The organism is Achromobacter sp., from assembly GCF_057314935.1.
In genome coordinates this window covers 45,129-63,971 of the sequence record NZ_DBHKZA010000034.1, presented here as the reverse complement: position 1 = coordinate 63,971, position 18,843 = coordinate 45,129, and the positions used below count along the sequence as shown (strand labels likewise).

Below are 18,843 nucleotides of genomic sequence, written 5' to 3'. Positions count from 1 at the left end.
GCGTGGCCGGCGATTTCCGTGCAGTTGCTGGTGACCAACCGGCGCGTGGACCTGATCCGCGAAGGGGTCGATCTGGCGCTGCGCGTGCGCACCAAGCTGGATACGGATGCTGAACTGGTGGTCCGCCACCTGGGATCGGCACGCGGCACGCTGGTGGCCAGCCCGGGCTATCTGCAGCGCCACGGCACGCCGGACACGCCGCAGGACTTGGCCTCCCACACGACCCTGAGCTTTTCGGACCCGCAGCATGACGTGCGGTGGCCGCTGGTCAACGATAAGGGCGAGGAAGTCCAGATCGAGCTGAAGCCGCAACTGTCTTGCAACGACTTCATCGTGTTGACCGAAGCCGCCGTGCGCGGCCGGGGCATAGCGCTGCTGCCGTCGATCGCGACGCAGGAAGAGCTGCGCCGCGGCCAACTGGTGCCGGTGCTGCCGCAATGGCAATCGCCGGAAGGCATCGTGCATTGCATCTATCCGTCGCGGCGGGGCATGATGCCCGCCGTCCGCACCCTGCTGGATTTCCTGTCGCAACGTCTGCCGACGATGTATCAGCGGCTGGAAAAAGCCGTCACGCCCGCGCCTCAATAGCCGCGAGTACGCTCGACCACGCCCGTGATGGGTTCGCCGCGCATCAACTGGGCGACCTTGCCGGCGATCTGCTCAATGCTCTCGTCGCGCAGCGTGCGCGCGGCGATGTGGGGCGTGACGTGGACGCGCGGATCGCGCCAGAACGGATGGTCGGTGGGCAACGGCTCGGTGTGGAACACGTCCAGCGTGGCGCCGGCGATCTCGCCCTCTTCGAGCATCTGCACCAGGTCTTCTTCAACCAGGTGCTCGCCGCGGCCGACGTTGACCAGATGCGCGTCCGGCAGCAACTTGGACAACGTTTCACGATTGAGGATGCCGCGCGTGTCCGGCGTCAGCGGCAACACGTTCACCAAAAAGCGCGTGCGGGCCAGGAACGCCGGCAAAGCGGCCTCTCCGGCAAAGGTCTCCACGCCAGGGATCTCGCGCGGCGTGCGCGACCAGCCGGCAACGGGATAACCGAAACCAGCCAGGGTCTGCGCCACGCGCGCCCCGACCTGCCCCAACCCAAGCACGCCGACCGGCCAATCGGCCTGGCGCGTGCCTTCGCGGGTGTCCCAATACTGGCGCGCCTGCGCCTGATCGAAGGCTTCGAAATCGCGCGACACGCGCAGCAGCGCGTACAAGGCGTACTCGGCCATCTGCACCGACATGCCCGCGTCCTCCAGACGCACGATCCGCACGTGCGCGGGGATCTCGGGCATCTTCAAGAGCGCATCCACGCCCGCGCCCAGATTGAACAGCGTGGTGATGCCGGTCTCGTGCTTGAAAAGCGCCGCCGGCGGACGCCACACCAGCGCCACGTCCGCGCCCGAGGGCGGACCATCGGGATTCCACACGGAAATGCGGCAGCCGGGCATGGAGGCTTCCAGGCGCGGCACCCAGACGTCTGGGTCATGGAGGGGGCAAGCAAAGAGGATGTGCATGGTGACGGCTCTGCAAGGCTTTTCGGAAAGCATGAAGCATGCAGGATGACGCCCCACAAATCAAACGGCCCGGCAGATCGCCGGGCCGTTCGTCTGCGCTTGGAACAACCGCTCAGACCGTCTGCGGGACCTCGGGCTTGCCCTTGCCCTTACCCTTGCCGCGGCGCAGGAAAGCCCAGACCTGCAACAGGATCAGCAAGGCGCTTGCGCCGATGAACCAGGCGCTGATGGGGCGCTGCACGAACACCGCCAGGTCGCCGCGCGACAACAGCAACGCGCGGCGGAAGTTCTCTTCCACCATCGGCCCCAGCACGAAGCCGAGCAAGATGGGAGCGACGGAGAATTCCAGCGTCATCAGGACGGCGCCGATCACGCCGAAGGCCAGCACTTCCCAGATCTGGAAGAGGCTGTTCTGCGTGCTGTACACGCCCACTGCGATGAAGAACAGCGCGGACGGGAACAGGTAGCGGTACGGCACCTGCAGCAGCTTGACCCACACGCCGATCAGCGGCACGTTCAGCACCATCAGCAGCACGTTGCCCACCCAGAAGCTGGCGATCAGGCCCCAGAAAATGTCCGGATGCTCGGTGATCAGCTGCGGGCCGGGCTGGATGCCCTGGATCAGCAGCGCGCCCAGGATCAGCGCCATCACCGCGTCGCCGGGGATGCCCAGGCTCATCGTCGGAATGAAGTCGACCTGCGTCTTCGAGTGCGACGACGCTTCCGGCGACGCCACGCCGGCGATCATGCCGGTGCCGAACTTCTCGGGCGTGCGGGAGATCTTGCGCTCCAGCGCATAGGCCACGAAGGTCGTGATGGTCGGACCCGTGCCCGGCATGGCGCCGAACAGCGTGCCGACCGCCGTGCCCCGCACCATCGGCCAGAACGCGGTCTTCAATTCCTGCTTGGTAGGCCGCATGTCGCGGATGCGCAGCTTGGCGCCGCTGCCGATGATGGTCATGCGGTTGACGCTCATCAGGAAGTCGGCCACGCCGAACAGGCCCATCGAAATGGCCACCAGCTCCAGGCCGTCGGACAGGTCCAGCAAGCCGAACGAGAAGCGGATGGTGCCCGTATTCACGTCGGTGCCCACCACGCCGCACATCAGGCCGAACAGCGTCATCGCGACGCCCTTGAGCGGCGAACCCCGCGACATCGTCGCGCCGGCCAGCAAGCCCAGCAGCATGATCGAGAAGATCTCGGTCGGACCGAACTTGAACGCCACTTCCACCAGCAGCGGCGACGCGAAGATCATGACGATGATGCCGACCGACGCTGCGAAGAACGAGCAGATCATCGTGATGCCCAGCGCGGTTCCCCCCTTGCCCTGTTTGGTCAATGGATAACCGTCAAGGCAGGTGACCGCGTGCGGCGGGTGCGAAGGCAGGTTGAGCAGGATCGCGCCGATGGCGCCGCCATACTGCGAGCCGTAGAAGATGCCGGCCAGCATCAGGATCGCGGGCACGGGCTGCATCACGTAGGTCAGCGGCAGCAGGATGGAGATCGCCGACAGGGCGCCCATGCCGGGCAGCACGCCGATGAGGTTGCCCACCAGCACGCCGAAGAACGACCACATCAGGTTGTGCCACTGGAACGCGACACCGAAGCCGTACCAAAGGTCCATCAAAGATTGAGAGATCATGGCGCTTCAACCCCAACGAAACAGCGGCAGCTGCAACTGCAGCGCCCACCAGAACACGACGACCGCGATCGCGGACATCGCGAGCGACAGCAGGATGGCTTGCTTGATGGTGTTCTTGCGATCACCCAGCGCCGAGATGAATACGATGGCGAAGGTCGCCGGCAGCAGTCCGCCGTAGTGGCCCAGCAGCAGGAAGGCCAGCGTGCCCAGCAGAATGCAGGCGCTGCCGCGGAAATCGGGCAACCCGTGCGCGTGGCCGTCGCCCGGCGCGGGCGGCGTGGCCTCGCCAGAGCGCGCGGAAATGGCGATCAGCACGCCCGTCAGCGCCAACAGGCCGCCGAGCGCGGCGGGGAAGAACCCCGGCCCCATGTGGCTCAACGTGCCGATGTGGTAATCGGTGCCCCCGTATATCGCCCCCAACCCGATCAGGACCATCAGCGCACCGCCGTAGTAGTCCTTTCTGTTGATATTTTTTTGCACTTCCATCCTCCTTCTGGTGCAGGACCGTGCCGGCCCTGGACGCGCCGCTCGAAACGAGCTTCGCCCGGCCCTTAACAGCGAGCCGGAGCGCAGATTACGGAGGGAAGCTGCTAATCCGCTTTCTATGCGCTGTCGCATTCCTGAATTCGGGGGTTATCCCTGAGTGCAGGCGGCGCGGAAAGGGAAGAAAACGGAAAAAAATTTGAAAGCCAGGCGGCTTTACTGGTCGCCCTTGAGCTCGACGTCGAGCGGACGCGGGTACTGCGAGACGGTCGGCGCCAGCGGCAACCACAGCACGGAAGCCAGACCCACGCCACCCTGCGCGTTGGGTTCGCCATCGCGCAGTTCGATGTCGCCGTCATTGCGGCGGGCATAGGCACGGGCGATCGCCAAACCCAGGCCGGAGCCCGAAGAGGCGACGGGCTTGTCGGTGCCGACCCGTTCGAAACGGGCGAAGGCGCGGCTTCGCAAGACGGGCTCCAGGCCGGGGCCGTTGTCGGACACCGAGACCTCGGCCCGGTTTTCCAGCCGGAAGACCGACACGGTGATCTGCGCCCCGACAGGCGCGTAGTGGATGGCGTTGTGCACCAGATTGGATAGCGCTTCGTGCAGTTCGGCTTCGCTGCCCAAGGCCGGAACGGGGATTTCAAGCCCCTCTTGCGAGACCGCCTGCACCCAGCCCAAGTCTTGCTGCTTTTCATGCGCCAGCGGGAGGTACTGCAGGACGACTTCACGCGACACCGCATTCATGTCCAGCAATTGGCGCGGCAGTTGATCGGCCTGGTTGGCATGCGCCAGGGACAGCAGCTGCTCGGTGAGGCGACGCGTGCGGCCCAGCTGGTCGACGATGGCGCGCAAGCCTTCACGCGTGCGGGCCGGATCGCGCTCGCGCAGCGCGTACTGCGCTTGCGTGAGCATGATGGCCAAGGGCGTGCGCAGCTGATGGGAGGCGTCGGCCAGGAAGTGCGATTGCTCGTCCAGCACGCGGCGATAACGCGCGATATGGTGATTGACGGCGTCGACAAGCGGCGACACCTCGCTGGGCACTCGGGAGGCGTCCAGCGGCGTCAGATCGTCGGGGCGGCGGTTGCGGATATCGGCGCGCAAGCGGCGCAGGGGCTTCAATGCCCACGACACGCCCCACCACACCAGCAGCACGACCAGGGCCAGCATGCGCGCATCGCGCAGGATTTCCTGGCGCCGCGCATTGTTTTCGGCTTCGATCCGCTTGCCCGTGCTTTCGGCCACCACGACCAGCACCTGGCGATGCTGCCCCTGGTAGTAGAGGTCGCGCACGACCGAGACCACCCGCACCGGGTCGTTGCGGTAGACGCCGTCGTAGAAAATGGGTTGGCCGTTCGACCGCGGCCACGTGGGCGGGCGCGGCATCTCGGGCATGCCCAGCAGCGTCTTGCCCTGTTCGGTAGGCACGGGCGCCCCGTCAGGCAAGGGCGGATCGATCTGCTCGATGCGGAAATACTTGCGCAGGCCCGCGCGGGATTCCAGCATCACCTGCGCGTACAGCGGCGTGGCCACCTGGAGATTGCCGTCCGGCGTGAACTCCAGGCTGCTTTCCAGCACGCGGGCGGGCTCCACCAGCGCGCTGTCATAGGCCTCGTTGGTGATCTCGGACAGCGTGCGGTAGTCATTCAGGCTGTCGATGACCAGCAGCACCACCACGCCGGGCAGCAGCAGGATGATCAGCAGCGCGCGGATGCCGACGCGTGGCAACCCCGGTATCCGCAAGCTCACTCAGGATTCCGATGCGGCCGACTCGCTGGTGACGCTTTCCAGCATGTAGCCCAGCCCGCGCACGGTCACGATGCGCACGTCGCTGCCGGCCAGCTTCTTGCGCAGACGGTGCAGCACGACCTCGATCGCGTCGGGATTGGCTTCGCTGTCATGCGTGAAGACCTTGCCGAACAATTGCGACTTGTCCACGGGGTAGCCGCTGCGGGTCAGCAGCGCCGCCAGCGCGGCGTGCTCGCGCGGGGTCAGGAACAGCAGCGAGCCGTCCAGCGTGAAGGCCCGGCTTTCGCTGTCGTAGGACAAGGAGCCGCACTGCAGGCGCGGATGCTGGCGGCCACGGCTGCGGCGCACCAGCGCGGTCAGCCGCGCTTCCAGTTCTTCCAGGGCAAAGGGCTTGGTCAGGAAATCGTCCGCGCCCAGGTTCAGGCCGCGCACCCGGTCCTGCAGCGCGCCTTGGGCGGTCAACAGCAGGACGGGCGTGCGGTCGTCCCGGTTGCGCATTTCGCGCAGGACCACCAGGCCGTGCTTGTCGGGCAGGCGCAGGTCCATGACGATGGCGTCATATTCCGTGCCTGCCATGAATGCCTCGGCCGTGCGGGCATCTGCCGCGTGATCCGGCACGAACCCGCTCTGAGCGAGCGCGCGCATCAACCAGGACGCCATGTCCCGTTCGTCTTCAACCAACAATATGCGCATGACCGTCCGTTCCTTCGGGCAAATTCTCTGCTGCCCGCTGCCCGTGCACGCGCTGGCGCAGGTAGCGGGTTTCATGATGACGCCGAAAGAGGATCGCCGACAACTCGTTCAACGCCTGGGTATAGACATCGCGCTTGAACTCGATCACGGCGTCCAGGGGTACCCAATACTGGCTCCAGCGCCAGGCATCGAATTCCGGATGCTGCGTCGCGCGCAAGCACACATCGCTGTCACGTCCCACCAGGCGCAACAAGAACCAAATCTGTTTTTGTCCTTTATAGTGGCCACGCCACTCACGCCGGACGAAGTGATCGGGCACGTTATAACGTAACCAATCGCGTGTACGCCCCAAAATACGGACATGCTCGGGCTTCAAGCCCACCTCTTCATGGAGTTCGCGATACATGGCCTGCACCGGGCTTTCGCCATATTTGATGCCGCCCTGGGGGAACTGCCATGCATGTTCCCTGATACGCTTGCCCCAAAAGACCTCGTTTCGACTGTTGACGAGAATGATGCCGACATTGGGGCGGTAGCCTTCGCGGTCAAGCATGGGCCACCCCCACCGAATTCAATACAATTACAGTCGATTATACGTATCTGCTGCCACCTTTAAACATGCGCGCATCCAACTACCACATCAACACCCTCAAAGAAGCCCCTTCCGAAGCCGAAGTCGCCAGCCATCAGCTGATGACCCGGGCAGGGATGATCCGCAAACTCGCGGGCGGCATCTACACCTACATGCCCCTGGGCCTGAAGATCATCCGCAAGGTCGAGGCGATCGTCCGGGAAGAAATGAACGCCTCGGGCGCCATCGAGCTGCTGATGCCGGTGGTGCAGCCGGCCGAGCTCTGGCAGGAATCGGGCCGCTGGGAGCAATACGGCGCCGAACTGCTGCGCATCAAGGACCGCCACCAGCGCGATTTCGTGCTGCAGCCGACGTCCGAAGAAGTCATCACCGACATCGCGCGCAATGAAATCCACAGCTACCGCCAGCTGCCGCTGAATTTCTATCACATTCAGACCAAGTTCCGGGACGAACGCCGTCCGCGCTTCGGCCTGATGCGCGGCCGCGAATTCACGATGAAGGACGCCTACTCCTTCGACCGCGACGAAGCCGGCGCCCTGAAAAGCTACGACACCATGTACGCCGCCTACATGCGCATTTTCGGCCGCCTGGGCCTGGAATTCCGCGCGGTGGCGGCCGACACGGGCTCGATCGGCGGCACCCGCAGCCATGAATTCCAGGTGATCGCCGACACCGGCGAAGACCTGCTGGTCTACAACGCCGAGACCGACTACGCCGCCAACATCGAACTGGCGGAAGCCGTTTCGCTGTATCCGGTGCGCGGTGAAGCCACCCAGGCCATGGCCGACGTGCCCACCCCGGGCGCGGCCAAGTGCGAAGACGTGGCCAAGCTGCTGGGCCTGCCGCTGGAAAAGACGATCAAGTCGATCGTCCTGGCCACCGACGGCGACAAGGGCAAAGTCGACATCTGGCTGCTGCTTTTGCGCGGCGACCACGAACTGAACGAAATCAAGGCAGGCAAGCTGCCGGGCCTGGCGGGCTTCCGCTTTGCCACGGAAAGCGAGATCGTCGAGTATTTCGGCTGCAAGCCCGGCTATCTGGGCCCGGTCAAGACGGCCAAGCCGGTGCATGTGATCGCCGACCGCACGGTCGCCAACATGGCCGATTTCGTCTGCGGCGCGAACAAGGAAGATTTCCACATCCAGGGAGTAAACTGGGGCCGCGACCTGCCCGAGCCCGAGCTCGTGGCCGATCTGCGCAACGTGGTCGCGGGCGACCCGTCGCCGGATGGCAAGGGCACGCTCTCCATCCAGCGCGGCATCGAAGTGGGACACGTTTTCTACCTGGGCAAGAAGTACTCCGAAGCCCTGAAGGCCACCTTCCTGGACGAAACCGGCAAACCGGCCGTCCTGGAAATGGGCTGCTACGGCATTGGCGTGACCCGCATCGTGGGTGCCGCCATCGAGCAGAACCACGACGCCCGCGGCATCATCTGGCCCCGTGCGATCGCCCCGTTCGAAGTCGTGATCTGCCCGGTGGGCTGGGGCAAAAGTGAAACCGTGCGTGACACCGCCCAGAAGCTCTATGAATCGTTGCTGGCGCGCGGCGTGGACGTCATCCTGGACGACCGCGACGCACGCCCGGGCGTCATGTTCGCTGAATGGGAGTTGATCGGCGCCCCGCTGCGTGTAACAGTTGGAGAACGCGGCCTGAACGATGGTGTGGTGGAATTGCAGGCCCGCCGGGAATCCGAAGCGGCCAAGATTCCGGTAGAGTCCGCGCTGGAAACGGTGCTGGCGAAACTCGACACCCTCTAACCTTATAGCTAGTACGGACTTTTCGCGTCCCGACCCGCATCACTCCCTATCCGTATCGTGACCGACCTGAAGTCCGCCGAATCCCTCCTGCAAGTCCGTGTCTACTACGAAGACACGGATGCGGGCGGGGTGGTTTTCTACGCTAACTACTTGAAATTCCTGGAACGCGCACGCACCGAATGGCTGCGCAACCTGGGAGTCAACCAGTCCGGGCTGGCCGCCAGCGAGCAACGTCTATTCGTTGTCCGCTCCTTGGACATGTCTTACCGGAAGCCGGCCAGACTGGACGATTTGCTTACCATACGCAGCCGAGTCACCAAACTTGGCCGCGCTTCGATACACTTCGCGCAGCGCGCGGAACGCGACGGGGAACTGCTTGCCGAAGGCAACATCCAAGTCTGTTGCGTCGATGCCGTGAACATGCGGCCGGCGGAACTGCCGGCCGACGTCCGCGCCAAACTGGAATCAATTCAGGAATAACCATGCAAGCCACCAGCGACATGTCGTTGCTTTCGTTGATTTCGCACGCCAGCGTGCCGGTCCAGCTGATCATGCTGATGCTGTTGGGCATCTCGATCATGTCCTGGACCTACATTTTCGCCAAGCGCCTTGCCATCAAGCGCGCCCATACCCAGACCCGCCGCTTTGAAGACGACTTCTGGTCGGGCGGCGACCTGTCGATGCTGCAACAGGCCGTGGCCTCGCGCCGCGACGAACAGGGCGCGCTGGCCCGCATCTTCGATGCCGGCATGACCGAATTCCTGAAGGCCCGCCGTGGCAACTCGGCCGGCGACGCCACCGCCCTGCTGGACGGCCCGCGCCGCGCCATGCGCGCCGCCTACCAGCGTGAAATGGATTCGCTGGAATCGCACCTGAACTTCCTGGCATCGGCCGGTTCGGTATCGCCTTACATCGGCCTGCTGGGCACGGTCTGGGGGATCATGCACGCCTTCATCGGCCTGTCGAACATGCAGCAGGCCACGTTGGCCTCGGTGGCCCCCGGTATCGCGGAAGCCCTGATCGCCACCGCGATCGGCCTGTTCGCCGCCATCCCGGCCGTGGTCGCCTACAACCGCTTCACGAATGACATCGATCGCATCTCGATCCGTTTCGACAGCTTCGTCGACGAATTCCTGAACATTCTGCAACGGCAGGTGCGCTAATGCCCTCGGTAAGCTCACGCGGCAGGTCCGGCCGCCGCATGAAGGCCGACATCAACGTGGTGCCGTACATCGACGTGATGCTGGTGCTGCTGGTCATCTTCATGGTGACCGCGCCCCTGATCACGCCCGGGTTGATCCAGCTGCCCTCGGTCGGAGCGGCATCGGACGTGCCCGTGAAGCCGCTGGAAGTCCAGATTTCGGAAGACGGCAAGATCGCCCTGCGCATGCGCGAACCCGGCGCCACGATGCAGGACATCGCGCGCCCCGAGCTGGTGGCGCAAGTGCGTTCGCGCATTACCGCGGAAACGCCGGTGGTCATCGCCGCCGACGGCAAGGTGCCCTACGAGACGGTCGTGAAGGTGATGGACGAACTGCGCACCAACGGCATCACCCGCCTGGGCCTGCTGGTGGACCAGTCCGCCGCCGGCGCTTCCCAGCCCGCATCCGCGAAAAAACGCTAACGCGACGCCTTCCGCCGGCTTGTCCGGCATGCAACGCCCATGACGCCACCCATAATTCGACACCGCAGCGGCCCACCGGCCACCCCGCCCAACAACGACAACCGGAATGCGCTCATTCTGGCTGTGGCGGTGCATTTGCTGCTGCTGGTCGCCTTGATCTTTGGCGTGAGCTGGCGCACGGAGGCCCCGGGCCCCGTCGAGGTCCAGCTCTGGGCCGACGGCAATTCGCCCGTCTCCCCGCCACCCACGCCCCAGCCCGAACAACCCAAGCCGGCCCCCAAGCCCGAGCCCAAGCCGGAACCTGAAAAGGCGCCCGAGCCGCCGCCTCCGCCCCCTCCTCCGCCCAAACCCGAACCCGAGGTCCAGCCCAAGACCGAGGAAGTGGATCCCGAAATCGCGATCCAGGAAGCCAAGAAGAAGCGCGAGCAGGAAGAAAAGGCACGCCAGGCCGCTGAAGCGGCCAAGGAAAAGGCGCGCCTGGAAGAAGAGCGCAAGCAGGCTGAATTGAAGGAAAAGAAGCGCCTGGAGCAGGAACGCCAGGCCGCAGAGAAGGCGGCCGCCGAGAAAGCCGCGGCAGACAAGGCCGCCGCCGACAAGGCTGCTGCGGAGAAAGCCGCTGCCGACAAGGCCGCTGCCGAAAAGAAAGCCAAGGACGACGCTGCCAAGAAGGCCGCCGCGGACAAGGCTGCTGCCGACAAAGCGGCCGCCGAGAAAGCCGCTGCCGACAAGGCCGCGGCTGAAAAGGCTGCCGCCGAGAAGGCCGCCGCCGCCAAGAAGGCGGCTGCGGACAAGGCCTTGAAGGATGCGTTCCGCAACGATGCGCTGGGCGCCGCAGGCATTCCGGGCGGCACGGCCGACCGCAACCAGGCGGGCGGCGGACGCGACAACGGCTACGCCGCCAAGGTGCGCGCTTGCATTCTTCCGGGCGTGGCCTATCAGCCTCCGCCGCGCAGCGGCTCCGGGAATCCGACCGCACAATACCGGGTACAGTTAGGTACTGACGGGAAGGTTAACGGCGTTTCGCTGACCGAATCCTCCGGCAATCCGGCGTTCGACCGTGCGGTCGAGACCGGTATCCGCCGCTGCAACCCCTTCCCGAAGCCCTCCACGGGCAGCTACGAAAAGTTCATTGACGTAGTGCACAAAATGTATGATTGACAGGAGATTGATGAATATGACTCCCGCTTATAGCCGACGAGGCTCCCTCCTCGCTCTCTGGCGATCGTATGGACTCGGCTTGCTGATGCTTACGCTGGCCTGCCTGATGGCAATGAAACCGGTCCATGCCCAGTTGCGCGTTGATATTTCCGGTACGGGCGCAACGCAGTACCCAGTAGCCATCGCCGATTTCGCCGTGGACGACACCCACGGCCGCGCCTTGGCCGAAGTGATCCGCGCCGACCTGACCCGCACGGGCCAGTTCCGCCTGATCAACGCCGCCGGCTCCGGCCTGAACGTCGACTCGCCCATCGCCCATGACGACTGGCGCGGCAAAGGCGCCGATTTCCTGGCTTATGGCAGCATCACCCGTGGCGCCGATGGCCGCTACGACGTGCGCTACCGCCTGGCCGACACGGTCAAGAAGGGGCAATTGGACGGCGTGGCGTTCTCGGGCACCGAGCAGGAACTGCGCCGCGTGGCCCACCAGATCGCCGACCGCATCTACGAGAAGATCACCGGCGTTCGCGGCGTGTTCTCGACCCGTATCGCTTACGTCCTGAAGAAGGGCGCCACCTACGAACTGCAAGTGGCCGACGCCGACGGGCAGAACCCGCAAGTGGCCCTGCGTTCGCGCGAGCCCATCATCTCGCCGTCCTGGTCGCCCGATGGCGCCAAGCTGGCTTACGTGAGCTTCGAGTCCGGCAAACCGGTCGTCTACGTGCACACGCTGGCCACCAGCGCCCGCGTGCCGGTCGCCAACTTCAAGGGCAACAACAGCGCTCCCGCCTGGTCGCCCGACGGCTCCAAGCTGGCCGTGGCGCTGACGCGTGACGGTTTGTCGCAAATTTACATCGTTGGCGCGTCCGACGGGTCGAATCCCAGCCGAGTTACGCGTTCTCCCGGGATTGACACCGAACCGACCTTTACGCCAGACGGTGCTTCCATTATCTTTACGAGTGACCGCAGCGGCGGGCCGCAAATCTATCAGACCGGCTCGACAGGTGGCGACGCACGCCGCCTCACGTTTAATGGTGGTTACAACATATCACCCCGAATTTCCCCCGATGGATCGACGCTGCTGTACGTTGCAAGACGCGACGGCGCGTTTCGAATCGCGTCGTTGAACCTGTCCTCAGGCTCCGAATCCTTGATCACTGATGGTCGTGACGATCAGTCGCCAAGTTTCGCGCCGAATGGCATGCAAGTCCTTTACGCCGCCATCCAAAATGGACGTAGCGTACTTGCGGGTGTTTCGAGCGATGGCCGCGTACGGCAGACGCTTTCGGTACTGAACGGGGAAATACGTGAACCGACTTGGGGCCCATTTACCCGATAACACGTGTGACTCTCTTTGCAAAGGAACTATCATGAAGTCGCGCATTGCCAAAAGCCTGACCATTGCCGCTCTGGCTGCCACTCTGGCAGCTTGCAGCTCCGTCCCTCTCGACGATAAAGCGGGTCAGGGCGGAGGCGCTGGCCAAGGATCTTCGGCCTCTGGCCAAATCCTTGATCCCTTTAACCCCCAAAGCATCCTGGCGCAACAGCGCTCGGTGTACTTTGATTTCGACAGCTACACCGTGTCGGACCAGTACCGCGGCTTGGTCGAAACCCACGCCCGCTACCTGGCTTCGCACCAGCAGCAGAAGGTCAAGATCGAAGGCAACACCGACGAACGCGGCGGTGCTGAGTACAACCTGGCCCTGGGCCAGCGTCGTGCAGACGCCGTGCGTCGCATGATGACCCTGCTGGGCGTCAGCGACAACCAGATCGAAACCATCAGCTTCGGCAAAGAAAAGCCGAAGTCGACGGGTACGTCGGAAGCCGACTTTGCTGAAAACCGCCGCGCCGATATCAACTATCTGCGTTAAGATTTTCGTATAGTCCAAGAGCCCTACCACGCGTCGGGACGGTCAGCCGGCCGTCCCGACGTTTGTTTTTATACCCGGGAATATTCATGCGCGATAACGTTCTGTCCCTGCGTCCTCTGATTGTGGCCACTGGCCTGGTGCTTGCGGCCCTGACGGCGCCCGCTCACGCTTTTTCCGACGATGAAGCCCGTAAGGCCATCCTGGATTTGCGCCAGCAGGTTCAGCAGCAGAACGAGCAAAGCCAACGCGCCAAGCTGCAATTGGCCGACCAGATTCAATCCCTGCAGCAGGAAGTGGCGCAGCTGCGCGACCAGCTGGAACTGGTGTCGCGCCAGCAGCCCAGCGCCAAGCCGGGCGCGCCCAGCGGCACGAATCCCCCGGGCACCGCCGCAGGCGACCCGCAAGAGCAAGCCGCCTATGACGGCGCGATGGACCTGTTCCGCAAGGGCCAGTACAAGGACGCCGCCGAATCGCTGGCCGCGTTCACCGCGCTGTACCCGAACAGCCAGCTGGCCCCCAGCGCGCAGTTCTACCTGGGCAGCAGCCGCTATGGCATGAAGGACTTCAAGGGCGCCATCGAGCAACTGACCAGCATGGTGCAGAAGTCGCCCGAAAACGCGCGCGCCCCGGACGCCCTGCTGATCATCGCCGGCGGCCAGATCGAATTGAACAACCGCGCCGGCGCCAAAGCGACGCTGCAGCGCATTGTTCGCGACTACCCGAACGCCCCGGCGGCCGCCACGGCCAAGAGCCGCCTGCAACTGCTGCAGTAATGCTCCCCGCCGCAAGCGCGGTCAGCGCCTACCGGCACATCCTGCGCCGCCGCGCAGGGCTTCTTGCCCTGCTGCTGGCGGCGATTTTCATGGCGCTGCTGTTCGACTTCACGGTGGGTCCGTCGGGCCTGCCCTGGGGCGACCTGTGGCGCACCTTGAGCGCGCCCGCCTCCGCCGACCCGACCTACCGCGTGATCGTGTGGGACATCCGGCTGCCTTCGGCCTTGATGGCCGCCCTGGTGGGCATGGCGCTGGGCCTGGCGGGCGCCGAAATGCAGACCATCCTGAATAATCCGCTGGCCAGCCCGTTTACGCTGGGCGTATCGTCCGCCGCGGCGTTTGGCGCGTCGCTGGCCATCGTCCTGCAACTGGGGCTGCCAGGCGTGCCCAGCGGCTGGCTGATCGCCGGCAACGCGTTCCTGTTTGCGCTGGTGGCGGCGTTGCTGCTGGACGCCGTCGCCCGCTGGAGCGGCATGAACACATCGGGCGTCGTGCTGTTCGGCATCGCCATGGTGTTCACCTTCAATGCCCTGGTATCACTGGTGCAGTTCCTGGCCAGCGCCGAAGCGCTGCAGAACCTGGTCTTCTGGACGATGGGCAGCCTGGCCCGGTCCAGCTGGACGACGGCCGGCGTCGTGGCGCTGGCCGTGGCAATAGCATTGCCGTCGGCCATGCGCCAATCCTGGAAGCTGACCGCGCTGCGGCTGGGCGAAGACCGTGCCGCGAGCTTCGGCGTCGACGTGCGCCGGGTGCGCGTGGCGGCGCTGGCGCGCGTCAGCCTGCTGTCGGCGCTGGCCGTGGCCTTTGTCGGCACCATCGGATTCATCGGGCTGGTGGCGCCGCATATCGCGCGCCGGCTGTTCGGCGAGGACCACCGCTTTTACCTGCCCGGCAGCGCGCTGGTCGGCGGACTGATCCTGTCGCTGGCATCTGTCGTCTCCAAGAACCTGCTGCCCGGCGTGGTGGTGCCCGTAGGCATCGTAACGGCGCTGGTTGGGATCCCCTTTTTCGTGGCGGTGGTGTTGCGCCGGCAATTGCCATGACGCGCGACGCCGCATTGGACATCCACGGGCTGACCGCCGGCTATGGCCGCGGCGACGTGCTGCACGCGCTGTCAGTGCCGGCGCTTGCCGCGGGCCAGGTGACCGCCCTGCTGGGCCCGAACGGCAGCGGAAAATCCACCTTGCTCAAAGCGCTGGCCGGACTGGTCCGCACGCGGCAAGGCAGTGTCTTGCTGAACGGCCAGGACATGACCCGGCTGGGCGTGGGCGAACGCGCCCGGCACATGGTCTATCTGCCGCAGAGCCTGCCCGCCGCGGTGCACCTGCGGGTGTTCGAATCGGTGCTGGTCGCGGCCAAGGCGACGCAGGATGCGCTGGCGCCGCCCGTCGCCATGGCGGACATCGAGCGCCTGCTCGACCGGCTGGGCATCGCACACCTGGCGCTGCACTACCTGGACGCCTTGTCAGGCGGTCAAAAACAACTGGTGGGGCTGGCGCAGGCGCTGATCCGGCATCCGCGCGTGCTGCTGCTGGACGAACCCTTATCCGCCCTGGACCTGAACTACCAGTTCCACGTGATGCGCCTGCTGAAACAGGAAACGCAAGAGCACGGACTGATCAGCATCATCGTGCTGCACGACCTGAACGTGGCGTTGCAGCACGCGGACCGCGCGGTGATGATCTCGGGCGGCCGCCTGCACGCCGAGGGTGCGCCGGCCGACGTGATCACGCCGGCGTCGCTGGCTGCTGTTTATGGCGTGCAGGGCCGGGTGGAGGCCTGCTCGCGGGGCTTGCGGCAGGTGCTGATCGACGGGTTGGACGAGCACCCGCGCTGACCGCGCCCAAGCGCCGGACGCGGGTCGACCAGACACGGGCCGTTCAGGCGTTCAGGCGCGCAGGGCGACATCCACGACCGGCGCGCCGGTCATGTCCGCCAGTTGCCGGGGCGTCAGGTTGAACACGGCGTGTGGATGGCCTGCGGCCGCCCACAAGCTGTCGTAGTTGAACAGGTCTGCATCCAGCAGCATGACCGGCTTGACCGCATGGCCGATGGGGCAGACGCCGCCGATCGCGTAACCCGTGCTGTCGCGCACGAACTTGGCATCCGCCTTGGCCAGCGCCCCGACCTGCTCGGCCACCTTGGCCTCGTCCACGCGGTTGGCGCCGCTGGCGATGACCAGCACCGGCGCGTCATCGGAGGCCCGCCGGAAGATGATGGACTTGGCGATCTGCGCCACCTCGCAGCCCAGGCCCGCCGCCGCTTCCGCCGAAGTCTTGCCCGATTGAGGCAGGACGACGACGGGCTTGTCGTGGCCGATCTCCAGCAGGAGGCGGGCAACGCGTTGGGCGGATTCAGGCAAAGCGGCGAGGGACTCGGGGGACATCGTGACGGACTCCGTGAAAGACTGCGGACGAGTTTATCAGCGGCCGCCGGCGATGGCGCGCGGCGACGACGGGCTAGAATGCGGACCTGGCTTTCCCCTTCCTGCCCTCCATGCGTTCCGAACCCGTCCTGCCCCTGCAAACCGCGTTGATCGGCGGCTACGCCATGTCCTATACCGAGTACGGCAGCGGCACGCCGCTGGTTCTGGTGCATGGTTCGCTGTCGGACTGCCGCTACTGGAAGTCGCAGATGGCGCCCCTGGGCAAGTCGTTCCGGGTACTGGCAGTTTGCCTGCGCCGTTACTGGCCGGAAACCTGGGACGGCGAAGGCGACGGGTTTTCGATCGAGCAGCATGCCAGCGACGTGCTGGAATTCATCGACACCGTCGCCGGCGGCCCCGCCCATCTGGTCGGCCATTCCCGCGGCGGGCGCGTGGCGCTGGAAGCCGCGCTGCGCCAACCCGACGCGCTGCGCAGCCTGACCTTGGCCGATCCCGGCCTGCCGCTGCCCGGCGGCGACGATTCGCGCGGCGGTTTTCGCCAACGCGCCTTGGCACTGATCCGCCAGGGCGACGTCGAGGACGGCCTGGCGCTGTTCGTGGACACGGTGACGGGGCCGGACACCTGGCAGCGCATGGTGCCGTGGTTCAAGGAGATGGTGCGCGACAACGTCGGCACGCTTTTCGGCCAGGCGGAAGAAAAGCCCGAAGCCTTGACGCCCCAGCAGATCGGCACCCTGAAGCTGCCGACCCTGCTGATCGGCGGCGCGCTGAGCCCCGCCCCCTACCCCGCCGTGCTGGACGCCCTGTCGCAATGGGTACCGCACGCGCACCGCGTGACGGTCGTCGGGTCGTCGCACGGCATGAATTTGGGCAATCCCCGCGCGTTCAACGGCGCCATCGAAGCATTCATCGGGGGCTAAGCCCCAACCCGATTACGGTTCCACCGAAGGCGTGTGCTTCAGGCGCCGCAGGACGAACGTGGATCGGCTGTGGCGCACGCCCCGCAGCTTGTACAGCCGCTTGCGCAGAAATTCCTCGTAGCCCTCCGTGCCCGCGACGGCCACCTTGATCAGGTAGTCGTATTCGCCCGTGACCAGAAAGGCTTCGACCACTTCGGGCAGCCGGGTGATCTCTTCGCCGAAGCGGGCGAGCGACTCGTCGTCGTGGTGCTCCAGCGTCACTTCGATCATGACGGTATCCGGCAACCCCAGCGCCTTCTGGTTCAGCAAGGCCGCATAGCCTTCGATCACGCCGGCCTCTTCCAGCGCCTTGACCCGGTTCCAGCAGGGCGTGGGCGACAGCCCCACCTGCTCGGCAAGCTTCAGGTTGGTCAGCCGGCCGTCGGCGCGCAGGGCGCGCAGGATCTTGCGGTCGGTTTCATCGATTTTCGGGGTGGCGGACATGGCAGGCGAGCCCATTAAGAGAATATCCCTGTAAAAATCGATTCTACAAGATAAATATTTTCCTATACCCGTGAATTCGGCGTGAATCAGGAAACCTATTTTGTTCCCTCGGCCGTAGACTTTCCAGCAAGACGGGCCCTACCCCGCCCGTCGGATTTCGGCGCATGCACCGCGGCACAACCCGGCGCGCGCGCCGGCAGTTCCAACGCAGCAACCCGCGCGCCGATCCGCGCGGCTGGAAACCATGTCTCACGCAGCAGCACTACCTGCAAGAACCGGTCTGGGCCTGTCCGGCACCGCCATGCTCCTGACCGCCCCGGCGTTATTCGCATCGAATATGGTCGCCGCCCGCTGGGCGCACGACGCTAGCCTTCCCCCTGTTTTCCTTGCCTTCGGCCGCTGGCTGCTGGCCTTGCTGATCTTGCTGCCACTGGCGGCGCCCGCCCTGCGCGCACACCGCCGCGCCTTGTGGCGCGGCTTGCCCGCCCTGTTGCCGCTGGCGGTGCTGGGCATGGGCGTGGCGGTGGCGCCGCAATACATCGGCGCGCAGACCACCAGCGCCACCAATATCGCGCTGATCTTTTCATGCAGCCCCATCCTGGTGGCCTTGCTGGAAGCGCTGATCTGGCGCAAGCCGCTGTCCGCGCTGCGGGCGGCTGGCTTGGGCCTGGCGCTGGGCGGCGTGCTGGTCGTGCTGTCGCGCGGCGATCTCCAGGCTCTGAGCCGGTTGGCGTTCGGCCAGGGCGACCTGTGGGTACTGCTGGCCGCGACCGGCTGGGCGTTCTATACCGTCTTGCAGAAACGCCTGACTCTGCCCGCCGTACCGGACAGCGCCCGGCTGGCCACGATGATGCTGGGCGGCGTCCTGGCGCTGGCGCCGTTTGCCGGCATCGAAGCCGCGGCTGGCGCCACGCCGCCGTGGACGGACCCGCGCTTGGCGGCCGTGCTGCTGTTCCTGGCGGTGGTGCCCAGCCTGGGCGCCTATTACGTGTATGGCCGGCTGATCAGCCAGGCCGGTCCCGCCACTGCGGGGCTATCCATGTTCCTGGTGCCGGTGTATGCCGCTTTGCTGGCGTGGCCCTTGCTGGGCGAGACGCCGCAACTGTTCCACGCCTACGGCTTCGTGATGATCCTGATGGGCGTGAAGATGGCGTCTTCGCGCATGCGGGCGGGGGCAGCCACCGTGGCCGCCCCGGCCTGA

Annotated in this window: 21 protein-coding genes; 13 read left to right on the top strand and 8 right to left on the bottom strand. The window is 65.4% G+C overall.

Annotation, left to right across the window (positions count from 1 at the left end):
* Nucleotides 1–588: LysR substrate-binding domain-containing protein (locus ACO6D5_RS14715; RefSeq protein ID WP_485825779.1), on the top strand; the 588-nt coding region annotated here is incomplete at its 5' end.
* On the opposite strand, the gene ACO6D5_RS14710 is transcribed toward ACO6D5_RS14715, so the two are convergent.
* The 6 genes from ACO6D5_RS14710 to ACO6D5_RS14685 form a co-directional block, all read right to left on the bottom strand.
* Nucleotides 582–1,511: a glyoxylate/hydroxypyruvate reductase A gene (locus ACO6D5_RS14710; protein ID WP_315527760.1), complete on the bottom strand. Its 930-nt coding sequence runs from the start codon at nt 1,509–1,511 to the stop codon at nt 582–584. The two genes, ACO6D5_RS14715 and ACO6D5_RS14710, sit on opposite strands and share 7 nt — an antisense overlap.
* Nucleotides 1,512–1,623: 112 nt before the next feature.
* The gene (locus ACO6D5_RS14705; RefSeq protein WP_485825778.1) at nt 1,624–3,153 is read right to left on the bottom strand and encodes a tripartite tricarboxylate transporter permease; all 1,530 of its coding nucleotides are present in this window, start codon (nt 3,151–3,153) and stop codon (nt 1,624–1,626) included.
* Between the two features lie 6 nt (nt 3,154–3,159).
* Nucleotides 3,160–3,639: a tripartite tricarboxylate transporter TctB family protein gene (locus ACO6D5_RS14700; protein WP_211187804.1), complete on the bottom strand. Its 480-nt coding sequence runs from the start codon at nt 3,637–3,639 to the stop codon at nt 3,160–3,162.
* Between the two features lie 213 nt (nt 3,640–3,852).
* On the bottom strand, nt 3,853–5,385 hold the full coding sequence (locus tag ACO6D5_RS14695) for a sensor histidine kinase N-terminal domain-containing protein (protein WP_315527764.1): 1,533 nt from the start codon (nt 5,383–5,385) through the stop codon (nt 3,853–3,855).
* A complete protein-coding gene (locus ACO6D5_RS14690) occupies nt 5,386–6,078 on the bottom strand; it encodes a response regulator (RefSeq protein WP_006225987.1) in 693 nt (230 codons plus the stop codon). It abuts the gene before it with no gap.
* Nucleotides 6,059–6,631, bottom strand: a complete 573-nt coding sequence (locus ACO6D5_RS14685; RefSeq protein ID WP_006217428.1) for an RNA pyrophosphohydrolase — start codon at nt 6,629–6,631, stop codon at nt 6,059–6,061. Before ACO6D5_RS14685 ends, ACO6D5_RS14690 begins: the two co-directional genes overlap by 20 nt.
* A 65-nt stretch (nt 6,632–6,696) precedes the next feature.
* Between ACO6D5_RS14685 and ACO6D5_RS14680 the strand changes: the two genes are divergently transcribed.
* The 10 genes from ACO6D5_RS14680 (at nt 6,697) to ACO6D5_RS14635 (ending at nt 15,690) form a co-directional block, all read left to right on the top strand.
* Entirely contained in the window at nt 6,697–8,427 is a 1,731-nt protein-coding gene (locus ACO6D5_RS14680; RefSeq protein WP_280028818.1) for a proline--tRNA ligase, read from the top strand.
* 57 nt (nt 8,428–8,484) lie between these two features.
* Nucleotides 8,485–8,907, top strand: a complete 423-nt coding sequence (ybgC, locus tag ACO6D5_RS14675) for a tol-pal system-associated acyl-CoA thioesterase (protein ID WP_006225985.1) — start codon at nt 8,485–8,487, stop codon at nt 8,905–8,907.
* A 2-nt stretch (nt 8,908–8,909) separates the two neighbouring features.
* Nucleotides 8,910–9,590: a protein TolQ gene (gene tolQ, locus ACO6D5_RS14670; RefSeq protein WP_006225984.1), complete on the top strand. Its 681-nt coding sequence runs from the start codon at nt 8,910–8,912 to the stop codon at nt 9,588–9,590.
* A complete protein-coding gene (locus ACO6D5_RS14665; protein ID WP_006225983.1) occupies nt 9,590–10,051 on the top strand; it encodes an ExbD/TolR family protein in 462 nt (153 codons plus the stop codon). Before tolQ ends, ACO6D5_RS14665 begins: the two co-directional genes overlap by 1 nt.
* 39 nt (nt 10,052–10,090) lie before the next feature.
* A complete protein-coding gene (tolA, locus tag ACO6D5_RS14660) occupies nt 10,091–11,209 on the top strand; it encodes a cell envelope integrity protein TolA (protein WP_315527766.1) in 1,119 nt (372 codons plus the stop codon).
* Nucleotides 11,210–11,225: 16 nt separating this feature from the next.
* The gene (gene tolB, locus ACO6D5_RS14655; protein WP_315527944.1) at nt 11,226–12,548 is read left to right on the top strand and encodes a Tol-Pal system beta propeller repeat protein TolB; all 1,323 of its coding nucleotides are present in this window, start codon (nt 11,226–11,228) and stop codon (nt 12,546–12,548) included.
* A gap of 31 nt (nt 12,549–12,579) precedes the next feature.
* Nucleotides 12,580–13,080 (top strand): peptidoglycan-associated lipoprotein Pal, encoded by a 501-nt coding sequence (gene pal, locus ACO6D5_RS14650; RefSeq protein WP_006217420.1) that lies wholly within the window; start codon nt 12,580–12,582, stop codon nt 13,078–13,080.
* A gap of 86 nt (nt 13,081–13,166) precedes the next feature.
* A complete protein-coding gene (gene ybgF, locus ACO6D5_RS14645) occupies nt 13,167–13,853 on the top strand; it encodes a tol-pal system protein YbgF (RefSeq protein ID WP_315527770.1) in 687 nt (228 codons plus the stop codon).
* The gene (locus ACO6D5_RS14640; RefSeq protein ID WP_485825777.1) at nt 13,853–14,896 is read left to right on the top strand and encodes a FecCD family ABC transporter permease; all 1,044 of its coding nucleotides are present in this window, start codon (nt 13,853–13,855) and stop codon (nt 14,894–14,896) included. The genes ybgF and ACO6D5_RS14640 overlap by 1 nt, the downstream gene beginning before the upstream one ends.
* Nucleotides 14,893–15,690: an ABC transporter ATP-binding protein gene (locus tag ACO6D5_RS14635; RefSeq protein WP_485825776.1), complete on the top strand. Its 798-nt coding sequence runs from the start codon at nt 14,893–14,895 to the stop codon at nt 15,688–15,690. The genes ACO6D5_RS14640 and ACO6D5_RS14635 overlap by 4 nt, the downstream gene beginning before the upstream one ends.
* A 51-nt stretch (nt 15,691–15,741) precedes the next feature.
* On the opposite strand, the gene ACO6D5_RS14630 is transcribed toward ACO6D5_RS14635, so the two are convergent.
* Nucleotides 15,742–16,239 carry a YbaK/EbsC family protein gene (locus ACO6D5_RS14630; protein WP_485825775.1) on the bottom strand — a complete coding sequence of 166 codons (498 nt, stop codon included), beginning with the start codon at nt 16,237–16,239 and terminating at the stop codon, nt 15,742–15,744.
* 110 nt (nt 16,240–16,349) lie between these two features.
* Here ACO6D5_RS14630 and ACO6D5_RS14625 point away from each other — a divergent pair, with 110 nt between their 5' ends.
* The gene (locus ACO6D5_RS14625) at nt 16,350–17,159 is read left to right on the top strand and encodes an alpha/beta fold hydrolase (protein ID WP_485825774.1); all 810 of its coding nucleotides are present in this window, start codon (nt 16,350–16,352) and stop codon (nt 17,157–17,159) included.
* Between the two features lie 12 nt (nt 17,160–17,171).
* On the opposite strand, the gene ACO6D5_RS14620 is transcribed toward ACO6D5_RS14625, so the two are convergent.
* The gene (locus tag ACO6D5_RS14620; protein ID WP_006225974.1) at nt 17,172–17,642 is read right to left on the bottom strand and encodes an Lrp/AsnC family transcriptional regulator; all 471 of its coding nucleotides are present in this window, start codon (nt 17,640–17,642) and stop codon (nt 17,172–17,174) included.
* A gap of 244 nt (nt 17,643–17,886) precedes the next feature.
* Here ACO6D5_RS14620 and ACO6D5_RS14615 point away from each other — a divergent pair, with 244 nt between their 5' ends.
* Entirely contained in the window at nt 17,887–18,843 is a 957-nt protein-coding gene (locus ACO6D5_RS14615) for a DMT family transporter (RefSeq protein WP_315527780.1), read from the top strand.